Source organism: Ureibacillus chungkukjangi (genome assembly GCF_003217295.1).
In the GTDB taxonomy this organism is placed as follows: domain Bacteria; phylum Bacillota; class Bacilli; order Bacillales_A; family Planococcaceae; genus Ureibacillus; species Ureibacillus chungkukjangi.
Genome location: NZ_QJTJ01000003.1, coordinates 170,323 through 195,790, shown reverse-complemented (window position 1 = coordinate 195,790; position 25,468 = coordinate 170,323). Strand labels below are relative to the sequence as shown.

The following is a 25,468-nucleotide window of genomic DNA, read 5'->3' as shown; positions in this document are numbered from 1 at the left end:
TTATTTGCCTCCTTCCACAGAGCTCTTCTTCGTTGGAAGGACTTCACCACGATAAATCCATACTTTAACACCTAATTTACCATAAGTAGTGTCAGCTTCTGCGTGAGCATAATCAATGTCAGCACGAAGAGTATGAAGTGGAACAGTTCCTTCACTGTAATGTTCAGCACGCGCGATATCAGCGCCACCTAAACGACCAGATACTTGTGTTTTAATTCCTTTTGCACCAGAACGGATTGTGCGTTGAATTGCTTGTTTTTGAGCACGGCGGAATGATACGCGGTTCTCAAGTTGACGAGCGATGTTTTCTGCTACTAAACGAGCATCAAGATCAGCTCTTTTGATTTCTACGATGTTAATGTGTACACGTTTACCAGTTAAATCGTTAAGATATTTACGTAAGTTTTCAACTTCCGTACCACCTTTACCGATAACCATACCTGGTTTCGCAGTGTGAATAGTAATGTTTACGCGATTTGCAGCGCGTTCGATTTCTACTTTAGAAACAGATGCTTCTTTTAAAGCAGATTCGATATATTTACGAACTTTGATATCTTCGTGTAATAAAGTCGCATAGTCTTTCTCAGCGTACCATCTTGACTCCCAATCACGAATAATACCAACTCGTAGTCCTATTGGATGTACTTTTTGACCCACGGATTAACCCTCCTTCTTCTCAGATACCACTAAAGTGATGTGGCTTGTGCGTTTGTTAATTGCGCTTGCACGTCCTTGCGCACGTGGACGGAAACGTTTTAATGTTGGACCTTCGTCAACAAATACTTCAGAAATAACTAAGTTGTTAATATCTAAATCATAGTTGTGCTCAGCATTTGCAACTGCAGATTTTAATACTTTCTCAACGACTGGAGACGCCGCTTTTGGAGTATGACGTAAAATTGCAACTGCTTCACCAATTTGCTTTCCTCGGATTAAGTCTACTACTAGACGTACTTTACGAGGAGCAATACGAACTGTGCGAGCGATAGCTTTAGCTTGTGTCATTAGGATTTACCTCCTCTCAAAATTAGCGTCTTGTTTTCTTGTCATCTGCACCGTGACCTTTGTAAGTACGTGTTGGTGCGAATTCGCCTAGTTTATGACCTACCATGTCTTCTGTCACGTATACAGGAACATGCTTACGTCCATCATATACAGCGACTGTTAAACCGATGAAGTTCGGGAAGATAGTAGAACGGCGTGACCAAGTTTTAATAACTTGTTTTTTCTCTGAACCTTCTTGTGCTTCAACTTTTTTCATCAAGTGATCATCCACAAAAGGTCCTTTTTTCAAACTGCGACCCATTTAGGAACCTCCCTCCGTGACTCCACCACGGTTCTGCATACGAACCGTAGTACAATCACATTATTTTTTACGAGAACGAATGATGAACTTACTAGTTTTGTTTTTCTTCTTACGAGTTTTGAAACCAAGGGCTGGTTTACCCCATGGTGTCATTGGAGATTTACGTCCGATTGGTGAACGTCCTTCACCACCACCGTGTGGGTGATCATTAGGGTTCATTACAGATCCACGTACAGTTGGGCGTTTACCTAACCAACGAGAACGACCTGCTTTACCAATGTGGATAAGTTCGTGTTGCTCGTTACCTACTTGACCGATTGTTGCACGACAAGTTGCAAGTACTAAGCGAACCTCACCAGATTGTAAACGAACGATTACATATTTATCTTCACGTCCAAGTACTTGCGCAGAAGTACCAGCAGAACGTACTAATTGTCCGCCTTTTCCAGGTTTTAACTCGATGTTATGGATTGTTGTACCCATTGGGATGTTTGCTAATGGTAATGTGTTACCTACTTTAATATCAACATCAGGACCAGAGATGATTGTTTGACCAACTTCTAATCCTTTCGGTGCTAAGATGTAACGTTTTTCACCGTCAGCATAATTGATTAATGCGATATTCGCAGAGCGGTTTGGATCATATTCAATAGTAGCAACGCGTGCAGGAATTCCGTCTTTAGTACGTTTAAAGTCGATTACGCGGTATTGCTTCTTATGACCTCCACCGTGATGACGAACAGTAATTTTACCTTGGTTATTACGACCAGCTTTGCGTTTAATTGGCTCTAATAATGACTTTTCAGGCTTATTAGTTGTGATTTCCGCAAAATCAGATGACGTCATATTACGACGACCATTTGAGGTTGGTTTATACTTTTTAATCGCCATGTGTTTTCCCTCCTTCTTGAATGTTCGATTTTATCTCCTATTGGAAATTAAATTTCAAAAATTTCGATTTCTTTGCTATCAGCAGTTAATTTAACGATTGCTTTACGACGTTTGTTAGTGTATCCGCCGAATTTACCAACACGTTTAAATTTACCTTTGTAGTTCATGATGTTTACTTTATCAACTGTTACGCCAAAGATTTCTTGTACAGCATCTTTAACTTGAGTTTTATTAGCGCGAACATCAACTTCAAAAGTATATTTTTTCTCAGCCATAAGCTCAGAAGAACGCTCAGTAATGACCGGACGTTTTAGAATATCACGTGCTTCCATTATCCAAGCACCTCCTCAACTTTTTCTACTGCAGCTTTTGTGAATACAACTTTTTCGTGACCTAAAAGATCAAGAACGTTGATTCCAGAAGCTGTTACTACAGTTACACCTGGGATGTTACGAGCAGATAATGCTACATTTTCATCTAGTTCAGCTGTAACGAATAAAGCTTTCTTTTCGATGTTTAGGTTACCTAAAATCGTTTTGAAATCTTTCGTTTTCGGTGCTGCTAATTGCAATGCATCAAGAACTAAGAAATTTTGTTCTCCAACTTTAGCTGATAAAGCTGATTTAAGAGCTAAGCGACGAACTTTTTTCGGTAATTTGTAGCTATAGCTACGTGGAGTTGGACCGAATACAACACCACCACCACGCCATTGTGGCGAACGGATAGAACCTTGTCGAGCACGACCAGTTCCTTTTTGGCGCCATGGTTTACGTCCACCACCAGCAACTTCAGAACGGTTTTTAACTTTATGGTTACCTTGACGAAGAGAAGCGCGTTGAGCAACTACTGCGTCGAATAATACTGCTTCATTTGGCTCAATTCCGAAAACTAAGTCGTTTAATTCGATTTCACCTACAGAAGCGCCTGTTTGACTAAGTACAGATACTTTTGTCATTCCTGTTTCCTCCTTTCTTCGAGAAATTATTTAGATTTTACAGCAGTTTTCACTGTAACTAATGCTTTACGAGAACCAGGAACATTACCTTTAACAAGTAGTAAGTTACGCTCTGCATCTACTTTTACGATTTCGATGTTTTGGATTGTAACTACATTCCCACCCATTTGACCAGGTAATTTCTTTTGTTTAAATACGCGGTTCGGAGCAACTGGCCCCATTGAACCAGGACGACGGTGGTAACGAGAACCATGGGCCATAGGACCACGAGATTGTCCGTGACGTTTAATAACACCTTGGAAACCTTTACCTTTAGTAACTCCTGTTACATCTACTACATCGCCTTCTGCGAAAACTTCTACTTTGACTTCTTGACCAACTTCGTATTCTTCCACGTTTACATTGCGGAATTCACGGATGAAGCGCTTAGGAGCAGTATTCGCTTTTGCTACGTGACCTTGTTGTGGTTTGTTTGAAAGCTTAATACGCTTATCTTCGAAACCAACTTGAATCGCTTCGTAACCATCTGTTTCAACAGTTTTCTTTTGAAGAACTACGTTTGGAGCAGCTTCGATAACTGTTACAGGGATTAAATCACCATTCTCAGCGAAAACTTGTGTCATACCAACTTTTCTACCTAAGATTCCTTTAGCCATTTTGTCACACCTCCTGTGATAATTAAAAAATTCTATTTGTTTTTACCATTAAAGTTTGATTTCAATATCAACGCCAGATGGTAAATCAAGTTTCATTAACGCATCAACAGTTTGTGGTGTTGGGTTAATGATATCGATTAAACGTTTATGCGTACGCATTTCGAATTGTTCACGAGAATCTTTGTACTTGTGAACCGCACGAAGAATTGTGTACACAGACTTTTCAGTTGGTAACGGAATCGGACCTGATACACTTGCACCTGAACGTTTAGCAGTTTCCACAATTTTCTCAGCAGATTGATCTAAAACACGGTGATCATACGCTTTTAAACGGATACGAATCTTTTGTTTTGCCATTATTTTCCCTCCTTTTTTTCGCCTAATTACTAGACATTCTCCACGGAAATTTCCCACACACTCGCCATGGCAAAGCGGCCGTGTGTGTCGGCAACCTCCCGCTTCATCGCAGTCAAAGACCAACATTCAACATTATATACAATAAAAAAAGAATAAGCAAGTGTTTTTGCTAATTTCTTTTCAATTGTCGTGTTTTTATACATCGCTTTTCTACATATTGTTTCAAAGCCTTTATTAGTATATAAGAAATCCTATACTATATCAAACATTTCTTCATATATAATTAGTGGTAATTTGCGTCCTGATTCCTTTAATATGTAAAATCGCTCCTGAGTTTATTCAGGAGCGATTTGTTATACTATTCAAATATTTTTGTAATGCTTGATTCGAGTTTCTTCTATCTATAATGACTCTTTTACAACCTTCTTGTAGTATTGTATAGAAAGGATTGCGAATACAGCATACATAACAATATATAATCCCATTATGATAACTAATGGAGCCACAAGCTCTGTTCCAAATAACCACCAGCCAGATTTAACTGCAAAGTAACTATGCAATAGACCGATTACTAATGGCACGCCAAAGTTAAAGGCTTGTTTTGCGTAGATTCCCTTTAATATGTCATTTGTCGAGAAACCAATCTTACGGAGAATTTTGTAGGATTCTCTCTCATCCTCTGCTTCTGCCATTTGTTTAAAGTAAAGAATACTGCCTGTTGTTAATAAAAATGCTAGTCCTAAAAAGGCTGTTACAAAGATTGTTAATCCTAACGCAGTAATATTACGTTTTCTTAGCTCTTCATAGGACTCCAAAGTAAAGCTATAAGTATCGTTCTCCCCTATAGCTATTGTTCTTTCATCGGCTAGATTTTTATAAAGCTCCTCTGCTTGATTCTTATCCCGTTCGTCGATAAGGTTGATTCCTATTTGAGAAGTAAACTGTGTTTCTTCTATATTATTAGACTGTATCTCTTCAAACACGCTATCGGTTACTACTAAGATTGGACTGCCTAACGCTACTTCCTCCGATAACATAAAATCTTCTCTTATTTCTTTAATATATAATGGAAGCTCAATCTCCCCTGCTTTAACCGTAATCTCTTTATCAGCTTCAAGAGGCATAATCTCCGCTAGTACATTAACGTAGCTAGTTAAATAAGCTTCTCCTTCCTCTAACTGCACACCCGGCTCGATTTGTTGTAAATTACTTAAAGGAATAACCGTAGTCTGTGTCGCCCCATCAAATAATGTAAGCTCTTCTAACTGCACAGAAACTAAGTCAGCTATGTTAAGCATTACACTTGATATGTTATATGAGTCCTGTTCATATTCAATTTCTTCTTGCTCTAACTGATTTATAAATTCCGTGCCTTTATCATTTAATAGAATGTAGTCATAAGGTGAAGCCTGCCTTGCATTCGTTCCCGAGGAATAGAACGAAATATACGACAAGCTCATAATTCCCACTGCCAAGCCAGTAAGCAGCGTAATAAGCGTCAGTGACTTTGAGTTCCCTTTCATGCGGTGCATAATAGGCGTCACAGCTAACACATCACTTACTTTCAAATGCCCCTTCTTATTAGAGCGAATTACATTCATAATCAGCGACACTGAATAACGGAAGAATAGAAACGTACCAAGCATGGTTGATACCAGTATTAAAATCATGTTCAAAAATAGATTATTTAAGAAACCTGATTTAATATCAAATAAGATTGTTGATAGATAATATCCAACGGCTATGAATAATAATCCTAAGAATCCCATTACTGCCTGAAAAACGCTAAAACGCTTTATTCGTTCATCGGCCTGCTTAGTAGCACTGAACAGAGATAGTAACGATACACGACGCACCATCCATGCAAGCTGCAAAATAATCACTACTAATAGAATCGCAAAAATGATCACTGACTGTTTGAATGCTTCCTGTGAAAATACTAAATGAATCACCATATCAATATCTAGCATTTTCATTAGGATCATGGCAAATAGACGCGAACTGAAAAAGCCAAGAACCATTCCAATACAAACGGCAAACAAAAACAGCACGACATTCTCTAGTGCAATCAATCGAACGACTAATCCCTTTGTCATTCCAATTAGCTGATATAGACCAATTTCTTTACTTCTTCTTTTCATAAAGAGCTGACTCGCATAAAGCACAAACAATGTAATAATTACATATAAGATATAGCTTGCAGCACTAAACCCTGCATTCGCTGTTCCACTTCGTTCTAGTGCCTCTGTAACACTCGGATTATATTGTAGTGTGGTAAAAGAAAAACAAAGCGTCACACTGAAAATAAGGGCAAAGAAGTATAAGTAGTATTGCTTGAGATTCTTTCTCATACTTCTAAAAACTAGGCGACTAAGCGTCATAACCGTCACCACCTAGTACACTTTGAGTATTAATGATTTGCTGGAAGAATTGCTGTCTAGTTTTATCCCCTCTATAGACTTCTGTATAGATTGCACCATCATTAAGGAATAGAACTCGCGAACAAAAGCTTGCAGCAACTGAGTCATGTGTTACCATCATAATCGTAGTAGATTTTTGTTGATTTATTTTTTCTAAATTCTTTAATAATGCTGTTGCTGATTTTGAATCTAATGCTCCTGTAGGCTCATCAGCAAATACTAATGCAGGGTTTGATATCAACGCACGTGCAGCTGAAGTTCTTTGCTTTTGCCCCCCTGAAACCTCGTTTGGATACTTATTTAGAATCTCTTCAATTCCTAGTAAACCGACAAGCTCCTTCAAGCGAGCTTCTGCAGCTGCTTTCGGCAGTTTACTAATAGAGAAAGGAAGTAAAATATTCTCCTTTACCGTTAATGTATCCAGTAGATTATAGTCTTGAAAGATAAATCCTAGCTGTTCACGGCGAAACTTAGCCAATTCCTTTTCCTTCATTCCACTTAGACTTTGCCCATTGATCTCTACAACACCCTCTGTCGGATGATCGATTGAACACAAAACATTTAATAGTGTGGTTTTACCTGAACCTGATGGACCCATAATTCCAACAAATTCACCTTTACTAACTTCTATATCAATACCTTTTAGTACCTCTTGTGCTGTTGATTTTTTACCATATATCTTTCTGATCTTTCTACCCACCAAAACTGACAAACCTTTTCGCCCCTTTCCATTACTCTGTTCATTGTACATCTGATGGATTCTTACTTCCTCCGATTTACATGACAAAAATAAATGATAGGTGACAATTTTGTCATCTATCAAAACTGCTGTGATATTCATTTTGTAGTGGGAATTTTAAAGTAAAAATTGAACCTTCATTTAACTTTGACTCTACTGAAATTTTAATACCAAGACTTACTGCTGCATTCTTAGCTAAATATAGACCCATACCTGTAGACTGAACAGATTCTCTTCCAATTGTCCCCGTGTACGACTTTTGAAAAATTCGAGGCAGATCTTCTGCACGGATACCTCTTCCACAATCTTTAACATGGAGTAGTAAATGCCCTAATTCATCTACCTCCGTATAGATATCGATTTCGCTATTTTCATGACTATATTTAATAGCATTAGATAAAATTTGACGCACTATAAAGGCTAGCCACTTATTATCCGATACAACTTCCTTATCTAACTCGGCTGTCTGAAAACCAATTCCCTTTTCCATACACCATGTCTGAAATTCACGTATTTCCTTAAATATTATTGACTTTAATATAACCCTCTCTAACCGATTATCCTTCTCTATTGATGCTAATCTTGTATGGTGCAGTTGCTGATCTAATAATAAATGTGTCCGCATCCATTCATTCTCAATTCTATAGCGTAATTTCGCATCATTTACCTGCTCAATCATCAGCTTCATAGCAGTTAAAGGGGTTTTCATTTCATGAACCCAGGCTAGTTGAGATTCAGCATCTTCTTGAACCTTCACTCTCGACTGATTTAGTAGAGTATCTTTTTGCTCAATAACATTAAGAACCTCATCAAAATATTTCCGTTGAAAAGGCGAAAGGAAAGTATTTTCAGAATATAAAAACTCTGTTGGATTCGACAAATTTCCCAGGAAATGAGCCAATCCTTGAGTTTCCTTAATATAACGCCATATAAAGAAGCTAAATGATAGCATTAGGGTGACTATATTAAAATAACTAATGGATATCCCTGATAACCCTGCATCTAAAAAGAATACTATATTAATAAATAAAATCAGTAAGAGGATATATGAAATCCAAGCCCAACGCTCTTTTAAGAACAATAGAAAAAACATTTGCCACCTCTATAATGTAATCGCCATATACCCCATACCCTTTTTCGTCAAAATGGCATCCTTTAAGCCAATCTCCTCAAGCTTTAAGCGTAGACGATTTACATTAACCGTTAATGTATTATCATTGACAAAACGTTCATCATCCCAAAGCTTTCGCATCAATTCATCCCTTGAAACCACTTTATCTACCTGCTGTATAAGGAGTCTTAAGATAAAAAGCTCATTCTTCGTTAATTCACAAGATTGCTCGCCTAATTGTATCTTACCCTTACTATAATCTACTGTTGCACCATTCCAACGAACTAATTCAGTTTGATCTTCAGCATAGTGATAGGTACGCCTTAAGATAGCTTGTACCTTCGCCAATAAAACATCCATATGAAAGGGCTTCTGTACAAAGTCATCAGCACCCATCTGCATCGCCATTACCATATCCATTGGGTGATCACGTGAAGATAAAAATATAATAGGCACCTTTGAAAGAGTACGAATTTCTCTACACCAGTGAAATCCATCAAATGCAGGTAATTGTATATCAATAATTACTAACTGTGGTTTTTCTACAATAAAATAATCAATCACCTTTTGAAAATCAGGAGGGCCAATAATTTGCATTTGCCAGTTTATAAATCGTTCCTGAATCAGTTCAAAAATTGATTGATCATCTTCAATTAATAGTACCTTTGTTAACATATCACCACTCCTCCAACCCATTGTAACATTGAGGGAGAAAATGGAGGTAATAATTAACAATATCAAAGAATAAGATAGTATAACTTATTAAACATATTTGATGTATTTGTAATCAGGGAGGTTTGTTGGCATAGCAATCCCATTGCAAAAAGCTGCCATATTTTCCGTGAAAATAAAAAAGACCAATTCGCGAGCGTCCCCACGAATTGGTCGAAAGTTTAGTAATAAACTTTATTATTTTTGGATTGAAGCTACTACTCCAGCTCCAACAGTACGTCCACCCTCACGGATAGAGAATTTAGTACCTTCTTCAAGAGCGATTGGAGAGATTAACTCAACGTTCATTTCGATGTTGTCACCAGGCATAACCATTTCTACGCCTTCTGGTAAGTTGATAACACCAGTTACATCAGTTGTACGGAAGTAGAACTGAGGACGGTAGTTAGAGAAGAATGGAGTATGACGTCCACCCTCTTCTTTTGATAAAACGTAAACTTCTGCTTTAAAAGTTGTGTGTGGAGTAATTGAACCTGGTTTAGCTAATACTTGTCCACGTTGGATATCTTCACGAGCAACCCCACGAAGTAGAGCACCGATGTTGTCACCAGCTTCAGCATAGTCTAATAATTTACGGAACATTTCAACACCAGTTACAGTAGTTGATTTTGGTTCTTCAGTTAAACCAACGATTTCAATAACGTCACCAACTTTAACTTGTCCACGGTCTACACGACCAGTAGCAACAGTACCACGACCAGTGATAGAGAATACGTCCTCTACTGGCATCATGAATGGTTTGTCAGTTTGACGTTCTGGAGTTGGGATGTACTCGTCAACAGCGTTCATTAATTCAACGATTTTTTCTTCCCATTCTTCTTCACCCTCAAGAGCTTTAAGAGCAGAACCTTTGATTACTGGAAGATCGTCGCCTGGGAAATCGTACTCAGATAATAAGTCACGTACTTCCATTTCAACTAATTCTAGTAATTCTTCGTCATCAACCATATCACATTTGTTTAAGAATACTACTAAGTAAGGTACACCTACTTGGCGTGATAATAAGATGTGCTCACGAGTTTGTGGCATTGGGCCATCAGCTGCAGATACTACTAAGATACCGCCGTCCATTTGAGCAGCACCAGTGATCATGTTTTTAACATAGTCAGCATGTCCTGGGCAGTCAACGTGTGCATAGTGACGAGTTTCAGTTTCATATTCTACGTGAGAAGTGTTGATTGTGATACCACGTTCTTTTTCTTCTGGAGCGTTATCGATATCAGCGTATGATTTAGCTTCTCCACCCATTTTTTTTGAAAGAACTGTAGCGATTGCTGCAGTTAATGTAGTTTTACCATGGTCAACGTGTCCGATTGTACCAATGTTAGCATGCGTTTTCGAACGGTCAAATTTTTCTTTAGCCATTTGAGTTAGCCTCCTAAATATGAGTTTATTATTTTTTTTATGTTATAACTGCTGGCTGAGAAGGGCCCTTTTCAGCCAGTCAATCATAGCTTACAAATTATTTATACTTGATACAAGATGAAATTTCAATTATTCACCTTTATTTTTTTTAACGATTTCTTCTGAAATTGATTTTGGTACATCCTCATAGTGATCGAATACCATTGAGAATACCCCACGTCCTTGTGTTGCAGAACGTAATGTAGTCGCATATCCAAACATTTCAGCAAGTGGAACCATTGCACGAACAACTTGAGCGTTACCGCGAGCTTCCATACCTTCTACACGTCCACGACGAGAAGTAATGTTACCCATGATATCACCAAGGTATTCTTCAGGAATTACAACTTCTACTTTCATAATAGGTTCTAAAAGAACTGGGTTACATTTAGAAGCCGCTGCTTTAAGAGCCATAGATGCTGCAATTTTGAATGCCATTTCATTTGAATCGACATCATGGTAAGAACCATCGAATAATCTAGCTTTAATGTCGATTAATGGATAACCAGCAATTACACCGCGGTCAAGAGAGTCACGAAGACCTGCTTCAACTGCTGGAATGTATTCACGTGGTACTACCCCACCAACGATAGCGTTTTCGAATTCGAAGCCTTTACCTTCTTCGTTTGGAGAGAATTCAATCCAAACGTCTCCGTATTGTCCACGACCACCAGATTGGCGTGTGAATTTACCTTGTACTTGAGCTGAACCACGGAAAGTTTCACGGTAAGAAACTTGTGGAGCACCCACGTTAGCTTCTACTTTGAACTCACGTTTCATACGGTCAACTAAGATATCAAGGTGAAGCTCACCCATACCAGAGATGATTGTTTGACCAGTTTCTTGGTCTGTATGTGCACGGAAAGTTGGATCTTCTTCTTGAAGTTTTTGTAAAGCTTGACCCATTTTATCTTGGTCCGCTTTAGATTTTGGTTCTACAGATAAAGAGATAACTGGTTCTGGGAATTCCATAGACTCAAGGATTACAAGATTCTTCTCTTCACAAAGAGTGTCACCAGTTGTCGTATCTTTAAGACCTACAGCAGCAGCGATATCTCCAGAGTATACTTTCGCAATCTCTTCACGAGAGTTAGCATGCATTTGTAGAATACGACCTACACGTTCACGTTTACCTTTTGTAGAGTTTTGTACGTATGATCCTGATTCTAATACACCAGAGTACACACGGAAGAATGTTAACTTACCAACATAAGGGTCAGTCATTACTTTGAATGCTAATGCTGAGAATGGCTCTGAATCGTCAGAATGACGTACAATTTCATCACCAGTGTCGGGATCGATACCTTTAATTGCTTCTACGTCAGTTGGAGCTGGTAGATAGTCAATTACAGCATCAAGCATTAATTGAACACCTTTGTTTTTGAAAGCAGTACCACAAATAACTGGGTAGAATTGTACAGATAATGTAGCTTTACGGATACCAGCTTTAAGCTCTTCAAGAGTGATTTCTTCACCAGCGAAGTATTTCTCCATAAGTTCTTCATCAAGTTCTGCAACTGCTTCTACTAATTTTTCACGGTATTCTTCAGCTTGCGCTTTGAATTCTTCTGGAATTTCACGCACTTGGATATCAGTACCAAGGTCGTTACCATAGAAGATAGCTTTCATTTCAACTAGATCGATAATAGCTTCGAACTCATCTTCAGCACCGATTGGTAATTGAATTGGGTGAGCGTTAGCTTGTAGACGATCTTTAAGAGTTCCTACAGAATACAAGAAGTCTGCACCGATTTTATCCATTTTGTTAACGAATACAATACGTGGAACTCCATAAGTTGTAGCTTGACGCCATACAGTTTCAGTTTGTGGCTCAACACCTGATTGAGCATCAAGTACTGTTACTGCACCATCAAGTACACGTAAAGAACGTTCAACTTCTACAGTGAAGTCTACGTGTCCTGGTGTATCGATAATGTTAACGCGGTGTCCATTCCATGCAGCTGTTGTCGCAGCAGAAGTGATAGTAATACCACGTTCTTGCTCTTGCTCCATCCAGTCCATTTGAGAAGCACCTTCGTGAGTTTCACCGATTTTGTGAATCTTACCAGTGTAATAAAGGATACGCTCAGTTGTTGTTGTTTTACCAGCATCAATGTGAGCCATGATCCCAATATTACGTGTATTCTCTAGTGAGAATTCGCGTTTCATAGGAAATTTCTCCTTCCATATTGGGTGTTACTATTGTTTGAATATATATTTAAATCTACGTACTAGCCAGCAGCTAGCACGTAGTCTAAATTACTACCAACGATAGTGTGCGAATGCTTTATTGGCTTCTGCCATTTTGTGCATATCTTCGCGTTTTTTAACTGAAGCACCAGTGTTGTTAGATGCATCAAGAATTTCGTTAGCTAAACGCTCTTCCATAGTTTTTTCACCACGAAGACGAGAATAGTTAACTAAATAACGAAGACCTAAAGTAACACGACGTTCTGGACGAACTTCTACTGGTACTTGGTAGTTAGAACCACCAACACGGCGAGCGCGTACTTCAAGAACCGGCATAATGTTGTTTAGAGCAGCTTCGAATACTTCGATTGGATCGTTACCAGAACGTTCTTTAACTAATTCGAACGCACCGTATAAAATCTTTTCAGAAGTACCTCTTTTACCATCAATCATCATTTTGTTGATTAAACGAGTTACTAGTTTTGAATTATAAATTGGATCTGGTAACACGTCACGTTTGGAAACAGGACCTTTACGAGGCATGTGTTTTCCTCCTTTCAAAAATTGTCTCTTTTATATAATCAAGTTGCCATTTGTATTTTATACTTAGATTTCGAACCGTGCGCACGATTCATATGAATTCAAATTCAAGTACAATTTACAAAGGACTATGTGTTATTTCAGGAAACTAAATTATTTTTTCTCTTTTGGACGTTTTGTACCGTATAGAGAACGTGATTGCATACGGCCGTTTACACCAGCTGTATCAAGAGCACCACGAACGATATGATAACGTACCCCTGGTAAATCTTTTACTCGTCCACCGCGGATTAATACTACGCTGTGTTCTTGTAAGTTATGACCTTCACCAGGAATGTAAGCTGTAACTTCAATTTGGTTAGTTAAACGTACACGAGCGTATTTACGTAACGCTGAGTTTGGTTTTTTAGGTGTCATAGTACCAACACGAGTACAAACACCACGTTTTTGTGGAGAGTTAACATCTGTTAAAGATTTTTTAAAGCTGTTATATCCCTTGTTTAACGCTGGTGAATTTGATTTCGTAGTTTTGGATTTACGAGGCTTACGTACCAATTGGTTAATTGTAGGCATCGGTTTTTCCTCCCTTCATATATTCCTTTTTAATACCACACATCCAGGTGGTTCATTTTTAGGGTAAAAACAAAGTCTTTGTGTTCTATACACAAAAACTAACTTGCAGCGATTGCAACAACCGCAGCTCCAACGTGAATACCACAAGCTTTGCCAAGTTCTTTTTTAGACTCAACGAGACTTACTGGTACGCCGACTTCTTTTGCAAGAATAACCACTGGATCGGTTACCCAATTGTCTGCATCGAGTGCAACAAAGAGTTCTGTAACTTGACCAGCCCGGATTGCTTTCACTGCTTGCTTTGTACCTATGATTGTTTTACTAGCCTGCTTTACTCTTTCATAAGACATTTTCATATCCTCCAAAGTACAGACAGTTAACTATCAACCTTAAGTATATTAACACTATCAATTTAAACTGTCAAATATTTTATTGAAATTCTCTTGGGAGATGCATAATCTCCCAAGGAATTTCTCTATTTTCATTCAAATAACTTGAATAATTATTCTACTGTAGCAACTTCTTCTAGTTCGTCTGTTTTTTCCATGCGAATTTGACGGTAGCGTTGCATACCAGTACCAGCCGGAACTAGCTTACCGATAATAACATTTTCCTTCAGACCTAGAAGCTCATCACGCTTACCTTTGATTGCAGCATCCGTTAACACACGAGTTGTTTCTTGGAATGATGCAGCAGATAGGAATGATTCCGTTTCAAGAGAGGCTTTCGTAATACCAAGGATAACAGGACGACAAGTTGCCGGTACTTTACCACTTAGAATTACTTCTTTGTTTGCCTCAGCGAATTGGTGAATATCTAGTAATGAACCAGGTAATAACTCAGTATCTCCCGCTTCAATTACACGAACTTTACGAAGCATTTGGCGTACCATAACCTCGATATGTTTATCTCCAATTTCTACCCCTTGCATACGGTATACTTTTTGTACTTCTTTTAATAAGTATTCTTGTACAGTGGCAACGTCCTTAACTTTTAATAATTGTTTAGGATCAATTGAACCTTCTGTTAGAATTTGTCCAGGTATGATTTCATCTTCTAGTTGTACTTTTAAACGCGCATTATATGGCGCTTGGTACTTACGAGTTTCGATTTCACCTTGGATTGTAATTTCTTTCAAGCCTTCACGGATTTCTTCGATTTCAGAAACTTTACCCGAGATTTCAGAGATTACCGCTTGCCCTTTAGGGTTACGTGACTCAAAGATCTCTTGGATACGTGGAAGACCTTGTGTAATATCGTTACCAGCTACCCCACCAGTATGGAATGTACGCATCGTTAACTGCGTACCAGGCTCACCGATAGATTGAGCAGCAATGATACCTACTGCTTCACCAACTTCAACCTCTTCACCTGTTGCTAGGTTGATACCGTAACATTTTTTACATACCCCATGTTTAGTATTACATGTGAATGCTGAACGGATTGTTACCTCAGTTATACCCACATCTTCAATAACACGAGCGATATCTTGAGTAATTAACTCGTCACGAGATAAAATGACAGCACCAGTTTCTGGGTGGTAAATTGTTTTCTTTGTATGACGACCGATAATACGCTCATCTAACATTTCGATAACTTCAGTACCTTCCATTAACGCACCAATAGTTAAACCACGATCAGTTCCACAATCGTCTTCACGTACGATAACATCTTGTGCTACGTCAACTAAACGACGAGTTAAGTAACCTGAATCGGCAGTTTTTAATGCTGTATCGGCTAGACCTTTACGAGCACCGTGAGTAGAGATGAAGTATTCCAATACTGTTAAACCTTCACGGAATGAAGATTTGATTGGAAGTTCGATAATACGACCAGCCGGGTTGGCCATTAATCCACGCATACCTGCTAGCTGCGTAAAGTTAGATGCGTTACCACGGGCACCAGAGTCACTCATCATGAAGATCGGGTTTGTATCTGGTAAAGAGTCCATCAGTTTAGACTGAATGTCATCTTTGGCTGCAGACCAGCTTGAAATTACACGGTCATAACGTTCTTCTTCCGTAATTAAACCACGACGGAATTGAACCATTACTTTATCTACTTTTTTCTGTGCTTCTTCTAGAATTCCAACTTTTTCTGGTAATACTACGATATCTGAGATCGCAACTGTAATACCTGCTTTAGTTGAATATTTAAATCCTAGGTCTTTCATACGGTCAAGCATTTTAGACGTTTCTGTAATATGGAATCGTTTAAATACTTCAGCAATGATATTACCTAAGAATTTCTTACGGAATGGACTAATTGTTTTAACTGAAGCAAAGTGTTTTACTAACACAGCTCGACGTTCAGCTTCAACTTTTTCACCTTCTGATAGCTCATTGTAGCCGTCAGATGTTTTAAGTTGTTGTAAAGTATCTTCATCAATCGTTAAAGATGCGAAGTATTGTTGTGGTGTTTCTTGTTCTAAGTTCTCAGATGTCGGCTCATTAATGTATGGGAATGATTCAGGAAGAATTTCGTTGAATATTACCTTACCAACCGTTGTTAACAGATATTGCTTATTTTGCTCTTCTGTGAATGTTTGGTTGTTTAATGAACTTGCTTTAATCGCAATACGTGTGTGTAAGTGTACATTACCTGTTTGGTATGCAATTAACACTTCATCTGGACCATAGAAGATAGAACCTTCACCACGTGCTCCTTCACGCTCAAGAGTTAAGTAATAGTTACCTAATACCATATCCTGAGATGGAGTAACAACTGGTTTACCATCTTTAGGGTTTAAGATATTTTGAGCAGCTAACATAAGTAAACGAGCTTCTGCTTGTGCTTCCGCTGATAATGGAACGTGAACCGCCATTTGGTCACCATCGAAGTCAGCATTATAAGCTGTACATACTAATGGGTGAAGACGAATTGCACGACCTTCTACTAATGTAGGCTCAAATGCCTGAATACCAAGTCTGTGAAGCGTTGGTGCACGGTTAAGTAACACTGGATGCTCACGGATAACATCTTCTAAAACATCCCAAACTTCATTGTGCATACGCTCAATTTTACGTTTTGCACTCTTAATGTTATGGGCAAGACCTCGTTCAACAAGCTCTTTCATTACGAAAGGTTTGAATAACTCGATAGCCATTTCTTTTGGAAGACCACATTGGTACATTTTTAAGTTTGGACCTACTACGATAACCGAACGACCAGAATAGTCTACACGTTTACCAAGTAAGTTTTGACGGAAACGACCTTGTTTCCCTTTTAGCATATGTGAAAGGGATTTTAAAGGACGGTTACCCGGACCTGTTACAGGACGACCACGACGACCGTTATCGATCAATGCATCAACCGCTTCTTGTAGCATACGTTTTTCGTTTTGTACGATGATGCTTGGTGCACCAAGGTCTAATAAACGTTTTAAACGGTTGTTACGGTTAATAACACGACGATATAAATCGTTTAAGTCAGAAGTTGCAAAACGACCACCATCTAATTGCACCATTGGACGAAGCTCTGGTGGTATTACAGGAAGTACTTCTAAAATCATCCATTCTGGCTTATTGCCAGAGTTACGGAATGACTCGATTACTTCAAGGCGTTTAATCGCACGAGTACGACGTTGCCCTTGAGCCGATTTTAACTCTTCTTTTAAAGTGTTTGTTTCATCTTCTAGATCAATTGATTCTAAAAGTTTTTTGATTGCCTCTGCACCCATTGCCGCTTCGAAAGTAGCACCGAATTTTTCACGGTATGCACGATATTCTTTTTCAGATAAAAGTTGCTTTTTATCTAAGCTAGTATCGCCTGCTTCGATTACAACATATGAAGCAAAGTAGATTACTTCTTCTAATGCACGAGGTGACATATCAAGGATAAGTCCCATACGGCTTGGAATACCTTTGAAGTACCAGATATGTGATACAGGCGCTGCAAGCTCAATATGACCCATACGTTCACGACGAACTTTTGCACGAGTTACTTCAACACCACAACGGTCACAAACTACGCCTTTATAGCGTACACGTTTGTATTTACCACAGTGACATTCCCAGTCTTTTGTAGGTCCGAAAATGCGTTCACAGAACAGACCATCTTTTTCTGGTTTTAACGTACGGTAGTTAATTGTTTCTGGTTTTTTTACTTCTCCATAAGACCAAGAACGAATCTTGTCTGGTGAAGCTAAACCAATTTTCATATATTCAAATTCATTAACGTCTATCAAGGAGCCTACCTCCCTTTAGTATAAGTCCTCTAACGACTTTCCGATTCCGAAGCTCAACAATTAATTCATTTATATAAAATTAAAAACCGGGCAGGCAGAATGTGCTTCCTCCTGCCCGATACTTTTAGACTATTCTACAGACTCAACAGCATCTTCTTTTTCACTAGCTGGTAAAATATTTAACGCATCAGTTGGTTGAAGCTCATCTTCGTCATCTAAGTCGCGAAGTTCAACTTCTTCGTCATTGATTGTAAGCATTTTAACATCTAATCCCAGTGATTGAAGCTCTTTTATTAATACTTTGAAAGACTCTGGAACTCCTGGTTCTGGAACACTTTCACCTTTAACAATTGCTTCATAAGTTTTCACACGTCCAACAACGTCATCTGATTTAATTGTCAAGATTTCTTGAAGAGTATAAGCAGCACCATATGCTTCAAGTGCCCATACCTCCATCTCACCAAAACGTTGTCCACCAAATTGCGCCTTACCACCAAGTGGTTGTTGTGTAACGAGTGAGTAAGGACCTGTTGAACGAGCGTGAAGTTTGTCATCAACCATGTGAGCTAGTTTGATCATGTACATGATACCAACAGATACACGGTTGTCTAATGGTTCACCTGAGCGACCATCATAAAGAATTGTCTTACCATCACGGTTCATACCTGCTTCTTCCATTGTTTCCCATACATCTTGTTCGTTAGCACCATCAAATACTGGTGAAGCCATATGAAGACCTAAGTAACGAGCAGCCATACCTAAGTGAAGCTCTAATACTTGTCCGATGTTCATACGAGATGGTACCCCAAGTGGGTTTAACATGATATCAACAGGTGTTCCGTCTGGCATAAACGGCATATCCTCTTCAGGTAAGATACGTGAGATTACCCCTTTGTTACCGTGACGTCCGGCCATTTTGTCCCCAACGCGAATTTTACGTTTTTGAACAATATAAGCACGAACTAATTGGTTAACACCCGGTGGTAATTCATCACCATCTTCACGATTGAAGACTTTAACATCTAGTATAATACCGCCTGCTCCATGAGGTACGCGTAGAGATGTATCACGAACTTCACGAGCTTTCTCACCAAAGATAGCATGTAGTAAACGTTCTTCAGCCGTTAACTCTGTTACTCCCTTAGGTGTTACTTTACCTACTAAAATGTCACCATCGCGAACTTCCGCACCAATACGGATAATTCCACGATCATCTAGGTTACGAAGAGCATCTTCACCAACATTAGGAATATCGCGAGTGATTTCTTCAGGTCCTAGTTTTGTATCACGAGACTCTGACTCATATTCTTCAATATGAACAGAAGTATAAACATCATCTTTCACAAGACGTTCGTTCATAATAACAGCATCTTCATAGTTAAAACCTTCCCAAGTCATGAAGGCAACTAATACGTTACGACCAAGAGCAAGTTCACCAAGTTCCATAGAAGGACCATCAGCTAAAATATCTTTTGGTTTAACACGATCGCCAACTGTAACGATTGGACGTTGGTTAATTGAAGTACCATGGTTAGAACGAGTGAATTTTTGAAGTTTATATTTCGTTAATTCACCTTTAACTTCTTTCCCATCAATTTCTTCGATACGACGAACATGAATTGAACGAGCTTCTACATGTTCAACAATTCCGTGGAATTTGTTAACTACAGCAGCACCTGAGTCACGAGCATCTACGTGTTCCATACCAGTTCCAACAAATGGTGATTCTGGGTTTAATAAAGGAACCGCTTGACGTTGCATGTTCGCGCCCATTAATGCACGGTTTGAGTCATCGTTTTCTAAGAACGGGATACAAGCTGTCGCAGCAGAAACTACTTGTTTTGGAGATACGTCCATGTAGTCAACACGATCTCTTTTGAAGACTGTGTTATCCCCACGGAAACGACCTAAAACTTCTTCGTTTGTAAATGAACCATCATCATTTAATGGTGAATTGGCCTGTGCAACGATGTAGTTATCTTCTTCATCAGCAGTTAAGTAATCGATATGTTCAGTTACTCGACTTGTTTCAGGATCCACACGACGATATGGTGTTTCAATGAAACCGAATTTGTTCACTTTTGCAAATGAAGATAGTGAGTTAATTAACCCAATGTTTGGACCCTCTGGTGTCTCGATTGGACACATACGACCATAGTGAGAGTAGTGAACGTCACGTACTTCCATACCAGCACGTTCACGAGTTAAACCACCAGGCCCTAATGCAGAAAGACGACGTTTGTGTGTTAACTCTGCTAACGGGTTTGTTTGGTCCATGAATTGCGATAATTGTGAGCTACCAAAGAACTCTTTAATTGAAGCAATAACAGGACGAATATTGATTAATTGTTGAGGTACGATAGACGCTGTGTCGTTAATAGACATACGTTCACGTACAACACGTTCCATACGAGATAAACCGATACGGAATTGGTTTTGTAACAGCTCACCTACTGAACGTAAGCGACGGTTACCTAAATGGTCGATATCATCTGTATTTCCTACGCCATATAATAGGTTGAAGAAATATGACATTGAAGCAATTACGTCAGCAGGCGTAATGTTCTTCACTTCTTCTTCAATATAAGCGTTAGAAATAATGTTGATTTCTTTTTGCGCTTCATCATTTGGTGCGAAAATTTTAATAGATTGGATAGTTACATCTTCCTCTAATACACCACCAACTTGTGATAATGTACGGAAGCCGATACCGTTTTCTAAATAAGGAATAATACGATCCAAATTACGACGGTCTAATGTTGTACCCGCTTCTACTAAAATTTCTCCTGTTTCTGGATCTACAAGAGTTTCGGCAATCGTTTGGTTGAATAAACGATTTTTAATGTGAAGCTTTTTGTTCATTTTATAGCGTCCAACGTTTGCTAAATCATAGCGTTTAGCATCGAAGAAACGAGAATATAATAAGCTTTTTGCACTTTCAACCGTTGGTGGTTCACCAGGACGAAGACGCTCATAGATTTCTAAAAGCGCTTTTTCAGTGCTATCAGTATTATCTTTTTCAAGCGTGTTTCTTAGATATTCGTTATCACCAAGAATATCAATGATTTCTTGGTCTGAACCGAATCCTAACGCACGTAATAATACTGTAACAGGTAATTTACGAGTACGATCAATTCGTACGTAAACTACATCTTTCGCATCTGTTTCGTACTCTAACCAAGCACCACGGTTCGGAATTACAGTAGCACCAAAGCCTTTTTTACCGTTCTTATCAGTTTTATCATGGAAGTAAACGCTTGGAGAACGAACTAATTGTGAAACAATTACACGTTCGGCACCGTTAATAACAAATGTGCCTGTTTCTGTCATCAAAGGGAAATCCCCCATGAAAACATCTTGCTCTTTCACTTCATCTGTTTCTTTGTTGTGGAGACGTACCTTTACACGCAATGGTGCTGCATAAGTTACATCACGCTCTTTACATTCATCCACATCATATTTAGGTTCACCTAAACTGTAATCGATGAATTCAAGTGAAAGATTACCTGTAAAATCTTCGATTGGAGAAATGTCGCGGAACATCTCACGCAACCCTTCTTCAAGGAACCACTCGTAAGATGCTGTTTGAATCTCAATTAAATTCGGAAGCTCCAGCACCTCTTTAATACGCGCAAAGCTTCTACGCTGGCGGTGTTGTCCGTACTGAACTAGTTGACCTGTCAACTCATTCACCCCTCATTAAAGCGATAATAGGTCTTTGCAAAACCATGTAAATGGTGTATGATTTCCAAAGACAAAAAGAAAACGAGTCTTTTCTCAAGAGTCATTTTCGGTTAAACTAAACTTATCCGTGGTAAGTATACCCATATAAAATGCATTGCATACAAAAGGGCAAACTCCCACAAAATAATAATTTTGCATTTTATTATGTTATCATAGCCATTTTGTCAAGTCAATATTTTATACACTTGGAGCTTTTATTTCCATATACTATTTATAGCGAAACTGGAAACAAAAAACTACTTTTTAGCTCGTATAATCCAATAACCCTTCTTCTTCTCGACTACTTCAACCTCTGCAAACTTTTCTTCTAAATGATTCATCGTTGATGGCGCCCCTTGTTTCTTCTGAATTACAATCCACAATTCTCCACCAATCGATAACTTTTCAAAAGCACCGTCATAGATTTTAAATACAGTTTCTTTCCCTGCACGAATCGGTGGGTTAGTTAAAATTGCGGCTACCTGTAATCCTTCTTCTACAGAAGCTAGGCCATCACTTTCAAAAATTCGTACATTTTGAATTCCGTTTAATTGCGCATTTTTCTTCGATAGCGCAACCGCTCTTTCGTTAATATCCATCATATAAACAGTACGCTCTGGATTTTGCTTTGCAATCGACAGTCCAATTGGGCCATAACCACAACCGACATCCAATATCGTACCTTCTATTTCAGGATTTTGGAAAGCTTCAATTAAAACACGGGATCCAAAATCTACTTCGCTTTTACTAAATACTCCAGAGTCCGTTTCAAATAAAAACGAATTTCCGAGTAACGTAAATTTCCATTGGCGTGGTTTACTTTCAGTTTGAGGCTTATTTGAATAATAGTGTTCAGACATCTAACGTGCCCTCCTTTAAAAAAACAAGGTTTGTCGCCGTAACACGACAAATCAATGGCGCATCTTTACGGGATATCCATAATTTCAAACCATCCTATCCGCCAAAGAAAATGAAGAAAGCCCGTCAAAAAGACGAGCTTTCTTTATTTATTGAAAATAAGGTAAGTCAGAAATTATTTAACTTCGATTGAAGCGCCAACTTCTTCAAGTTTAGCTTTCATTTCTTCTGCTTCTTCTTTAGAAACGCCTTCTTTTAATGCTTTAGGAGCGTTATCTACTACTTCTTTAGCTTCTTTTAAGCCAAGACCAGTGATTTCACGTACCACTTTGATTACTTTAATTTTTTGGTCACCAGCAGAAGCTAGTACTACGTCAAACTCAGTTTTTTCTTCAACTGCAGCTGCACCGCCACCTACTACTGCTACAGGAGCAGCAGCTGTTACACCGAATTCTTCTTCGATTGCTTTTACTAAGTCGTTTAACTCAAGAACTGTCATAGCTTTGATAGCTTCTAAGATTTGATCTTTGTTCATTTTATTTTCCTCCTATATGGATGTTGTATTTTTTTAGGCAATTTGCCTTAAGTTTGTTGTTTTGAAGTTTAGGCTACTATTAAGCGCCTTGCTCTTCTTTTTGTTCTGCAACAGCTTTTGTTGCAAGTGCGAAGTTGCGCACTGGAGCTTGAAGTACAGATAAAAGCATAGATAGTAAACCTTCGCGTGATGGAAGTTCAGCAAGAGCTTTCACATCATCAGCTGAAGAAACGTTACCTTCGATGATACCTGCTTTGATTTCAAGCGCTTCGTTCTTTTTAGCGAAATCATTGATGATTTTCGCTGGAGCTACTACGTCTTCGTTAGAGAACGCAACAGCGTTTGGACCAGTTAAGAATTCGTTAATTCCATCAACACCAGCGATTTCAGATGCACGACGAGTTAAAGTATTTTTGTATACTTTGAACTCAACACCTGCTTCACGAAGTTGTTTACGAAGTTCTGTAACTTGACCAACAGTTAAACCACGGTAATCCACTACAACAACTGATGCTGCTGCTTGGAATTTTTCAGCGATTTCTTGTACGACTGCTTTTTTAGTTTCAATTACATTGCTCATGATTGACACCTCCTATTAGAATGGGTCATTTATACCGACAAAAGTAAAGCCTCTAGTCACATTAGAGTAGACTAGAGGCGGAAAATTCATCATCTAAAAAAGAATCTGATTTCTGTGTCCTCGGTAGGGATTGTTTTAAGTGCTAAGCACCCCTACTGTCTACGGTACAAATGGATATTCACAACGTCATTCATCTTAACAAGAATGATGATAGTTGTCAATATTATTTATAATTAAATTACTTAATAATATTTTATATTATTTAACAACTACGTTAGTAGAATCAATTTTCACTGATGGTCCCATTGTAGAAGTAACGTTTACAGATTTCATGTAAGTACCTTTAGCTGCAGCAGGTTTTGCTTTTTGAACTACGTCAAATACAGCTAAGAAGTTTTCAACTAATTTTTCAGTTTCAAATGAAACTTTACCGATAGGAGCGTGGATGATACCAGCTTTGTCAGCGCGGTATTCTACTTTACCAGCTTTAATTTCGTTGATAGCTTTAGTTACGTCGAAAGTAACTGTACCAGTTTTAGGGTTTGGCATTAAACCTTTAGGTCCTAATACACGACCAAGTTTACCAACTTCACCCATCATGTCAGGAGTTGCAACGATTACATCAAAGTCAAACCAACCTTGTTGGATTTTTGTGATGAATTCTGCATCGCCTACATAATCAGCACCAGCAGCTTCAGCTTCTTTAAGTTTTTCACCTTTAGCGAATACTAATACACGTTGAGTTTTACCAGTACCGTTTGGTAGTACTACTGCACCACGGATTTGTTGGTCGTTTTTACGAGTATCGATTCCAAGTCTGAAAGCAACTTCAACTGTTGCGTCGAATTTTACTGTGCTTGTTTGTTTTGCTAAAGCGATTGCTTCTTCAGCAGTATATAAAGTTGAACGATCAACTAATTTAGCTGCATCTTGCAGTCTTTTACCTTTTTTTACCATTATAATTTCCTCCTTGATTGTGGTTATAGCGGATATTCCTCCCACGAATAGAGGTTGCGCTTGTTCCCAAAGAACTTACCGCAACCTCCAATAAACAAAAGCCTTCTCATCATCAAGTAAACAAGATATTTGTTACGAATTAGTCTTCGATAACAATACCCATGCTGCGTGCTGTACCTTCAACCATCGCCATTGCTGATTCAACTGAAGCAGCGTTTAGGTCTGGCATTTTTTGTTCAGCGATTTCGCGAACTTTATCACGTTTAACCGTTGCAACTTTTTTACGGTTTGGTTCACCTGATCCAGATTGGATACCTGCTGCTACTTTAAGTAACACTGCTGCAGGTGGAGTTTTTGTAATGAAAGTGAAAGAACGATCTTCGAAAACTGTGATTTCAACTGGGATAATTAAACCAGCTTGGTCAGCAGTACGAGCGTTGAACTCCTTACAGAATCCCATGATATTAACACCTGCTTGACCTAATGCAGGACCAACCGGTGGAGCTGGATTAGCTTTACCAGCAGGGATTTGAAGTTTTACAATTTTAATAACTTTTTTAGCCACGAGACACACCTCCTTAAGTCCGTGATGTGGTAACTGGGTTGCCCCTCCCACTCAATATCTGTCTGTCAGCTATTTGCCGATAACATTAAAAGATTAATTTTCTTTTTAGACAAACTGTGCTACGACAGTCTGACCTATGAAATGATATCACTTTTAAATTATATTAGCAAGTAAAATCTTATTTCAAAAA

At 38.6% G+C, this 25,468-nt stretch carries 24 protein-coding genes and 1 other annotated feature; all 24 genes read right to left on the bottom strand.

Annotated elements, in window-relative coordinates:
• The 24 genes from rpsC to rplK all read right to left on the bottom strand — a co-directional run bounded on the left by rpsC (position 1) and on the right by rplK (position 25,278).
• Positions 1 to 657 (bottom strand): 30S ribosomal protein S3, encoded by a 657-nt coding sequence (gene rpsC, locus BJ095_RS04325; protein ID WP_107932310.1) that lies wholly within the window; start codon positions 655 to 657, stop codon positions 1 to 3.
• A gap of 3 nt (positions 658 to 660) precedes the next feature.
• On the bottom strand, positions 661 to 1,005 hold the full coding sequence (rplV, locus tag BJ095_RS04320) for a 50S ribosomal protein L22 (protein ID WP_107932308.1): 345 nt from the start codon (positions 1,003 to 1,005) through the stop codon (positions 661 to 663).
• 22 nt (positions 1,006 to 1,027) lie between these two features.
• The gene (gene rpsS, locus BJ095_RS04315) at positions 1,028 to 1,306 is read right to left on the bottom strand and encodes a 30S ribosomal protein S19 (protein ID WP_107932306.1); all 279 of its coding nucleotides are present in this window, start codon (positions 1,304 to 1,306) and stop codon (positions 1,028 to 1,030) included.
• A gap of 60 nt (positions 1,307 to 1,366) precedes the next feature.
• On the bottom strand, positions 1,367 to 2,197 hold the full coding sequence (gene rplB / locus BJ095_RS04310) for a 50S ribosomal protein L2 (RefSeq protein ID WP_107932304.1): 831 nt from the start codon (positions 2,195 to 2,197) through the stop codon (positions 1,367 to 1,369).
• A 47-nt stretch (positions 2,198 to 2,244) separates the two neighbouring features.
• Positions 2,245 to 2,529, bottom strand: coding sequence for a 50S ribosomal protein L23 (rplW, locus tag BJ095_RS04305; RefSeq protein WP_107932302.1), 285 nt, complete (start codon positions 2,527 to 2,529; stop codon positions 2,245 to 2,247).
• Positions 2,529 to 3,152: a 50S ribosomal protein L4 gene (gene rplD / locus BJ095_RS04300; protein WP_107932299.1), complete on the bottom strand. Its 624-nt coding sequence runs from the start codon at positions 3,150 to 3,152 to the stop codon at positions 2,529 to 2,531. Before rplD ends, rplW begins: the two co-directional genes overlap by 1 nt.
• A gap of 26 nt (positions 3,153 to 3,178) precedes the next feature.
• The gene (gene rplC / locus BJ095_RS04295; protein ID WP_107932298.1) at positions 3,179 to 3,808 is read right to left on the bottom strand and encodes a 50S ribosomal protein L3; all 630 of its coding nucleotides are present in this window, start codon (positions 3,806 to 3,808) and stop codon (positions 3,179 to 3,181) included.
• A gap of 48 nt (positions 3,809 to 3,856) precedes the next feature.
• Positions 3,857 to 4,165: a 30S ribosomal protein S10 gene (gene rpsJ, locus BJ095_RS04290; protein WP_036172433.1), complete on the bottom strand. Its 309-nt coding sequence runs from the start codon at positions 4,163 to 4,165 to the stop codon at positions 3,857 to 3,859.
• Positions 4,166 to 4,566: 401 nt separating this feature from the next.
• Positions 4,567 to 6,546, bottom strand: coding sequence for an FtsX-like permease family protein (locus tag BJ095_RS04285; RefSeq protein ID WP_107932296.1), 1,980 nt, complete (start codon positions 6,544 to 6,546; stop codon positions 4,567 to 4,569).
• Positions 6,536 to 7,297, bottom strand: a complete 762-nt coding sequence (locus tag BJ095_RS04280) for an ABC transporter ATP-binding protein (protein WP_107932294.1) — start codon at positions 7,295 to 7,297, stop codon at positions 6,536 to 6,538. The genes BJ095_RS04285 and BJ095_RS04280 overlap by 11 nt, the downstream gene beginning before the upstream one ends.
• Before the next feature lie 100 nt (positions 7,298 to 7,397).
• Positions 7,398 to 8,417, bottom strand: a complete 1,020-nt coding sequence (locus BJ095_RS04275) for a sensor histidine kinase (RefSeq protein ID WP_107932292.1) — start codon at positions 8,415 to 8,417, stop codon at positions 7,398 to 7,400.
• 9 nt (positions 8,418 to 8,426) lie between these two features.
• Positions 8,427 to 9,110, bottom strand: a complete 684-nt coding sequence (locus tag BJ095_RS04270) for a response regulator transcription factor (protein ID WP_107932291.1) — start codon at positions 9,108 to 9,110, stop codon at positions 8,427 to 8,429.
• 234 nt (positions 9,111 to 9,344) lie between these two features.
• Positions 9,345 to 10,532 carry an elongation factor Tu gene (tuf, locus tag BJ095_RS04265; RefSeq protein WP_107932289.1) on the bottom strand — a complete coding sequence of 396 codons (1,188 nt, stop codon included), beginning with the start codon at positions 10,530 to 10,532 and terminating at the stop codon, positions 9,345 to 9,347.
• 129 nt (positions 10,533 to 10,661) lie between these two features.
• Positions 10,662 to 12,740, bottom strand: coding sequence for an elongation factor G (gene fusA / locus BJ095_RS04260; RefSeq protein ID WP_107932287.1), 2,079 nt, complete (start codon positions 12,738 to 12,740; stop codon positions 10,662 to 10,664).
• 93 nt (positions 12,741 to 12,833) lie between these two features.
• Positions 12,834 to 13,304, bottom strand: coding sequence for a 30S ribosomal protein S7 (gene rpsG / locus BJ095_RS04255; protein WP_036200764.1), 471 nt, complete (start codon positions 13,302 to 13,304; stop codon positions 12,834 to 12,836).
• A 150-nt stretch (positions 13,305 to 13,454) separates the two neighbouring features.
• Positions 13,455 to 13,874, bottom strand: coding sequence for a 30S ribosomal protein S12 (rpsL, locus tag BJ095_RS04250; RefSeq protein ID WP_036200765.1), 420 nt, complete (start codon positions 13,872 to 13,874; stop codon positions 13,455 to 13,457).
• 98 nt (positions 13,875 to 13,972) lie between these two features.
• The gene (locus BJ095_RS04245) at positions 13,973 to 14,224 is read right to left on the bottom strand and encodes a ribosomal L7Ae/L30e/S12e/Gadd45 family protein (RefSeq protein ID WP_107932285.1); all 252 of its coding nucleotides are present in this window, start codon (positions 14,222 to 14,224) and stop codon (positions 13,973 to 13,975) included.
• Positions 14,225 to 14,376: 152 nt separating this feature from the next.
• Positions 14,377 to 18,060, bottom strand: coding sequence for a DNA-directed RNA polymerase subunit beta' (gene rpoC / locus BJ095_RS04240; RefSeq protein ID WP_107932283.1), 3,684 nt, complete (start codon positions 18,058 to 18,060; stop codon positions 14,377 to 14,379).
• Positions 18,061 to 18,189: 129 nt separating this feature from the next.
• Complete coding sequence (gene rpoB, locus BJ095_RS04235; RefSeq protein ID WP_181417959.1) at positions 18,190 to 21,753, bottom strand: DNA-directed RNA polymerase subunit beta; 3,564 nt, start codon at positions 21,751 to 21,753, stop codon at positions 18,190 to 18,192.
• 287 nt (positions 21,754 to 22,040) lie between these two features.
• Positions 22,041 to 22,643, bottom strand: a complete 603-nt coding sequence (locus tag BJ095_RS04230) for a class I SAM-dependent methyltransferase (RefSeq protein WP_107932279.1) — start codon at positions 22,641 to 22,643, stop codon at positions 22,041 to 22,043.
• A gap of 173 nt (positions 22,644 to 22,816) precedes the next feature.
• On the bottom strand, positions 22,817 to 23,176 hold the full coding sequence (gene rplL / locus BJ095_RS04225) for a 50S ribosomal protein L7/L12 (protein ID WP_107932277.1): 360 nt from the start codon (positions 23,174 to 23,176) through the stop codon (positions 22,817 to 22,819).
• Between the two features lie 79 nt (positions 23,177 to 23,255).
• Entirely contained in the window at positions 23,256 to 23,756 is a 501-nt protein-coding gene (rplJ, locus tag BJ095_RS04220; protein WP_107932275.1) for a 50S ribosomal protein L10, read from the bottom strand.
• Between the two features lie 33 nt (positions 23,757 to 23,789).
• Positions 23,790 to 23,939: a sequence feature (ribosomal protein L10 leader region), on the bottom strand.
• Positions 23,940 to 24,014: 75 nt separating this feature from the next.
• Entirely contained in the window at positions 24,015 to 24,713 is a 699-nt protein-coding gene (rplA, locus tag BJ095_RS04215) for a 50S ribosomal protein L1 (RefSeq protein ID WP_107932273.1), read from the bottom strand.
• Between the two features lie 139 nt (positions 24,714 to 24,852).
• A complete protein-coding gene (gene rplK, locus BJ095_RS04210; RefSeq protein WP_137730352.1) occupies positions 24,853 to 25,278 on the bottom strand; it encodes a 50S ribosomal protein L11 in 426 nt (141 codons plus the stop codon).
• Positions 25,279 to 25,468: the final 190 nt, after the last annotated feature.

Bases quoted from the DNA above. Each gene is read 5' to 3' on its own strand.
- rplV (WP_107932308.1), bottom strand. From the start codon at position 1,005: ATGACACAAGCTAAAGCTATCGCTCGCACAGTTCGTATTGCTCCTCGT.
- rpsS (WP_107932306.1), bottom strand. From the start codon at position 1,306: ATGGGTCGCAGTTTGAAAAAAGGACCTTTTGTGGATGATCACTTGATG.
- rplB (WP_107932304.1), bottom strand. From the start codon at position 2,197: ATGGCGATTAAAAAGTATAAACCAACCTCAAATGGTCGTCGTAATATG.
- rplW (WP_107932302.1), bottom strand. From the start codon at position 2,529: ATGGAAGCACGTGATATTCTAAAACGTCCGGTCATTACTGAGCGTTCT.
- rplD (WP_107932299.1), bottom strand. From the start codon at position 3,152: ATGACAAAAGTATCTGTACTTAGTCAAACAGGCGCTTCTGTAGGTGAA.
- rplC (WP_107932298.1), bottom strand. From the start codon at position 3,808: ATGGCTAAAGGAATCTTAGGTAGAAAAGTTGGTATGACACAAGTTTTC.
- rpsJ (WP_036172433.1), bottom strand. From the start codon at position 4,165: ATGGCAAAACAAAAGATTCGTATCCGTTTAAAAGCGTATGATCACCGT.
- BJ095_RS04285 (WP_107932296.1), bottom strand. From the start codon at position 6,546: ATGACGCTTAGTCGCCTAGTTTTTAGAAGTATGAGAAAGAATCTCAAG.
- BJ095_RS04275 (WP_107932292.1), bottom strand. From the start codon at position 8,417: ATGTTTTTTCTATTGTTCTTAAAAGAGCGTTGGGCTTGGATTTCATAT.
- BJ095_RS04270 (WP_107932291.1), bottom strand. From the start codon at position 9,110: ATGTTAACAAAGGTACTATTAATTGAAGATGATCAATCAATTTTTGAA.
- tuf (WP_107932289.1), bottom strand. From the start codon at position 10,532: ATGGCTAAAGAAAAATTTGACCGTTCGAAAACGCATGCTAACATTGGT.
- fusA (WP_107932287.1), bottom strand. From the start codon at position 12,740: ATGAAACGCGAATTCTCACTAGAGAATACACGTAATATTGGGATCATG.
- rpsG (WP_036200764.1), bottom strand. From the start codon at position 13,304: ATGCCTCGTAAAGGTCCTGTTTCCAAACGTGACGTGTTACCAGATCCA.
- rpsL (WP_036200765.1), bottom strand. From the start codon at position 13,874: ATGCCTACAATTAACCAATTGGTACGTAAGCCTCGTAAATCCAAAACT.
- BJ095_RS04245 (WP_107932285.1), bottom strand. From the start codon at position 14,224: ATGTCTTATGAAAGAGTAAAGCAGGCTAGTAAAACAATCATAGGTACA.
- BJ095_RS04230 (WP_107932279.1), bottom strand. From the start codon at position 22,643: ATGTCTGAACACTATTATTCAAATAAGCCTCAAACTGAAAGTAAACCA.
- rplL (WP_107932277.1), bottom strand. From the start codon at position 23,176: ATGAACAAAGATCAAATCTTAGAAGCTATCAAAGCTATGACAGTTCTT.
- rplJ (WP_107932275.1), bottom strand. From the start codon at position 23,756: ATGAGCAATGTAATTGAAACTAAAAAAGCAGTCGTACAAGAAATCGCT.
- rplA (WP_107932273.1), bottom strand. From the start codon at position 24,713: ATGGTAAAAAAAGGTAAAAGACTGCAAGATGCAGCTAAATTAGTTGAT.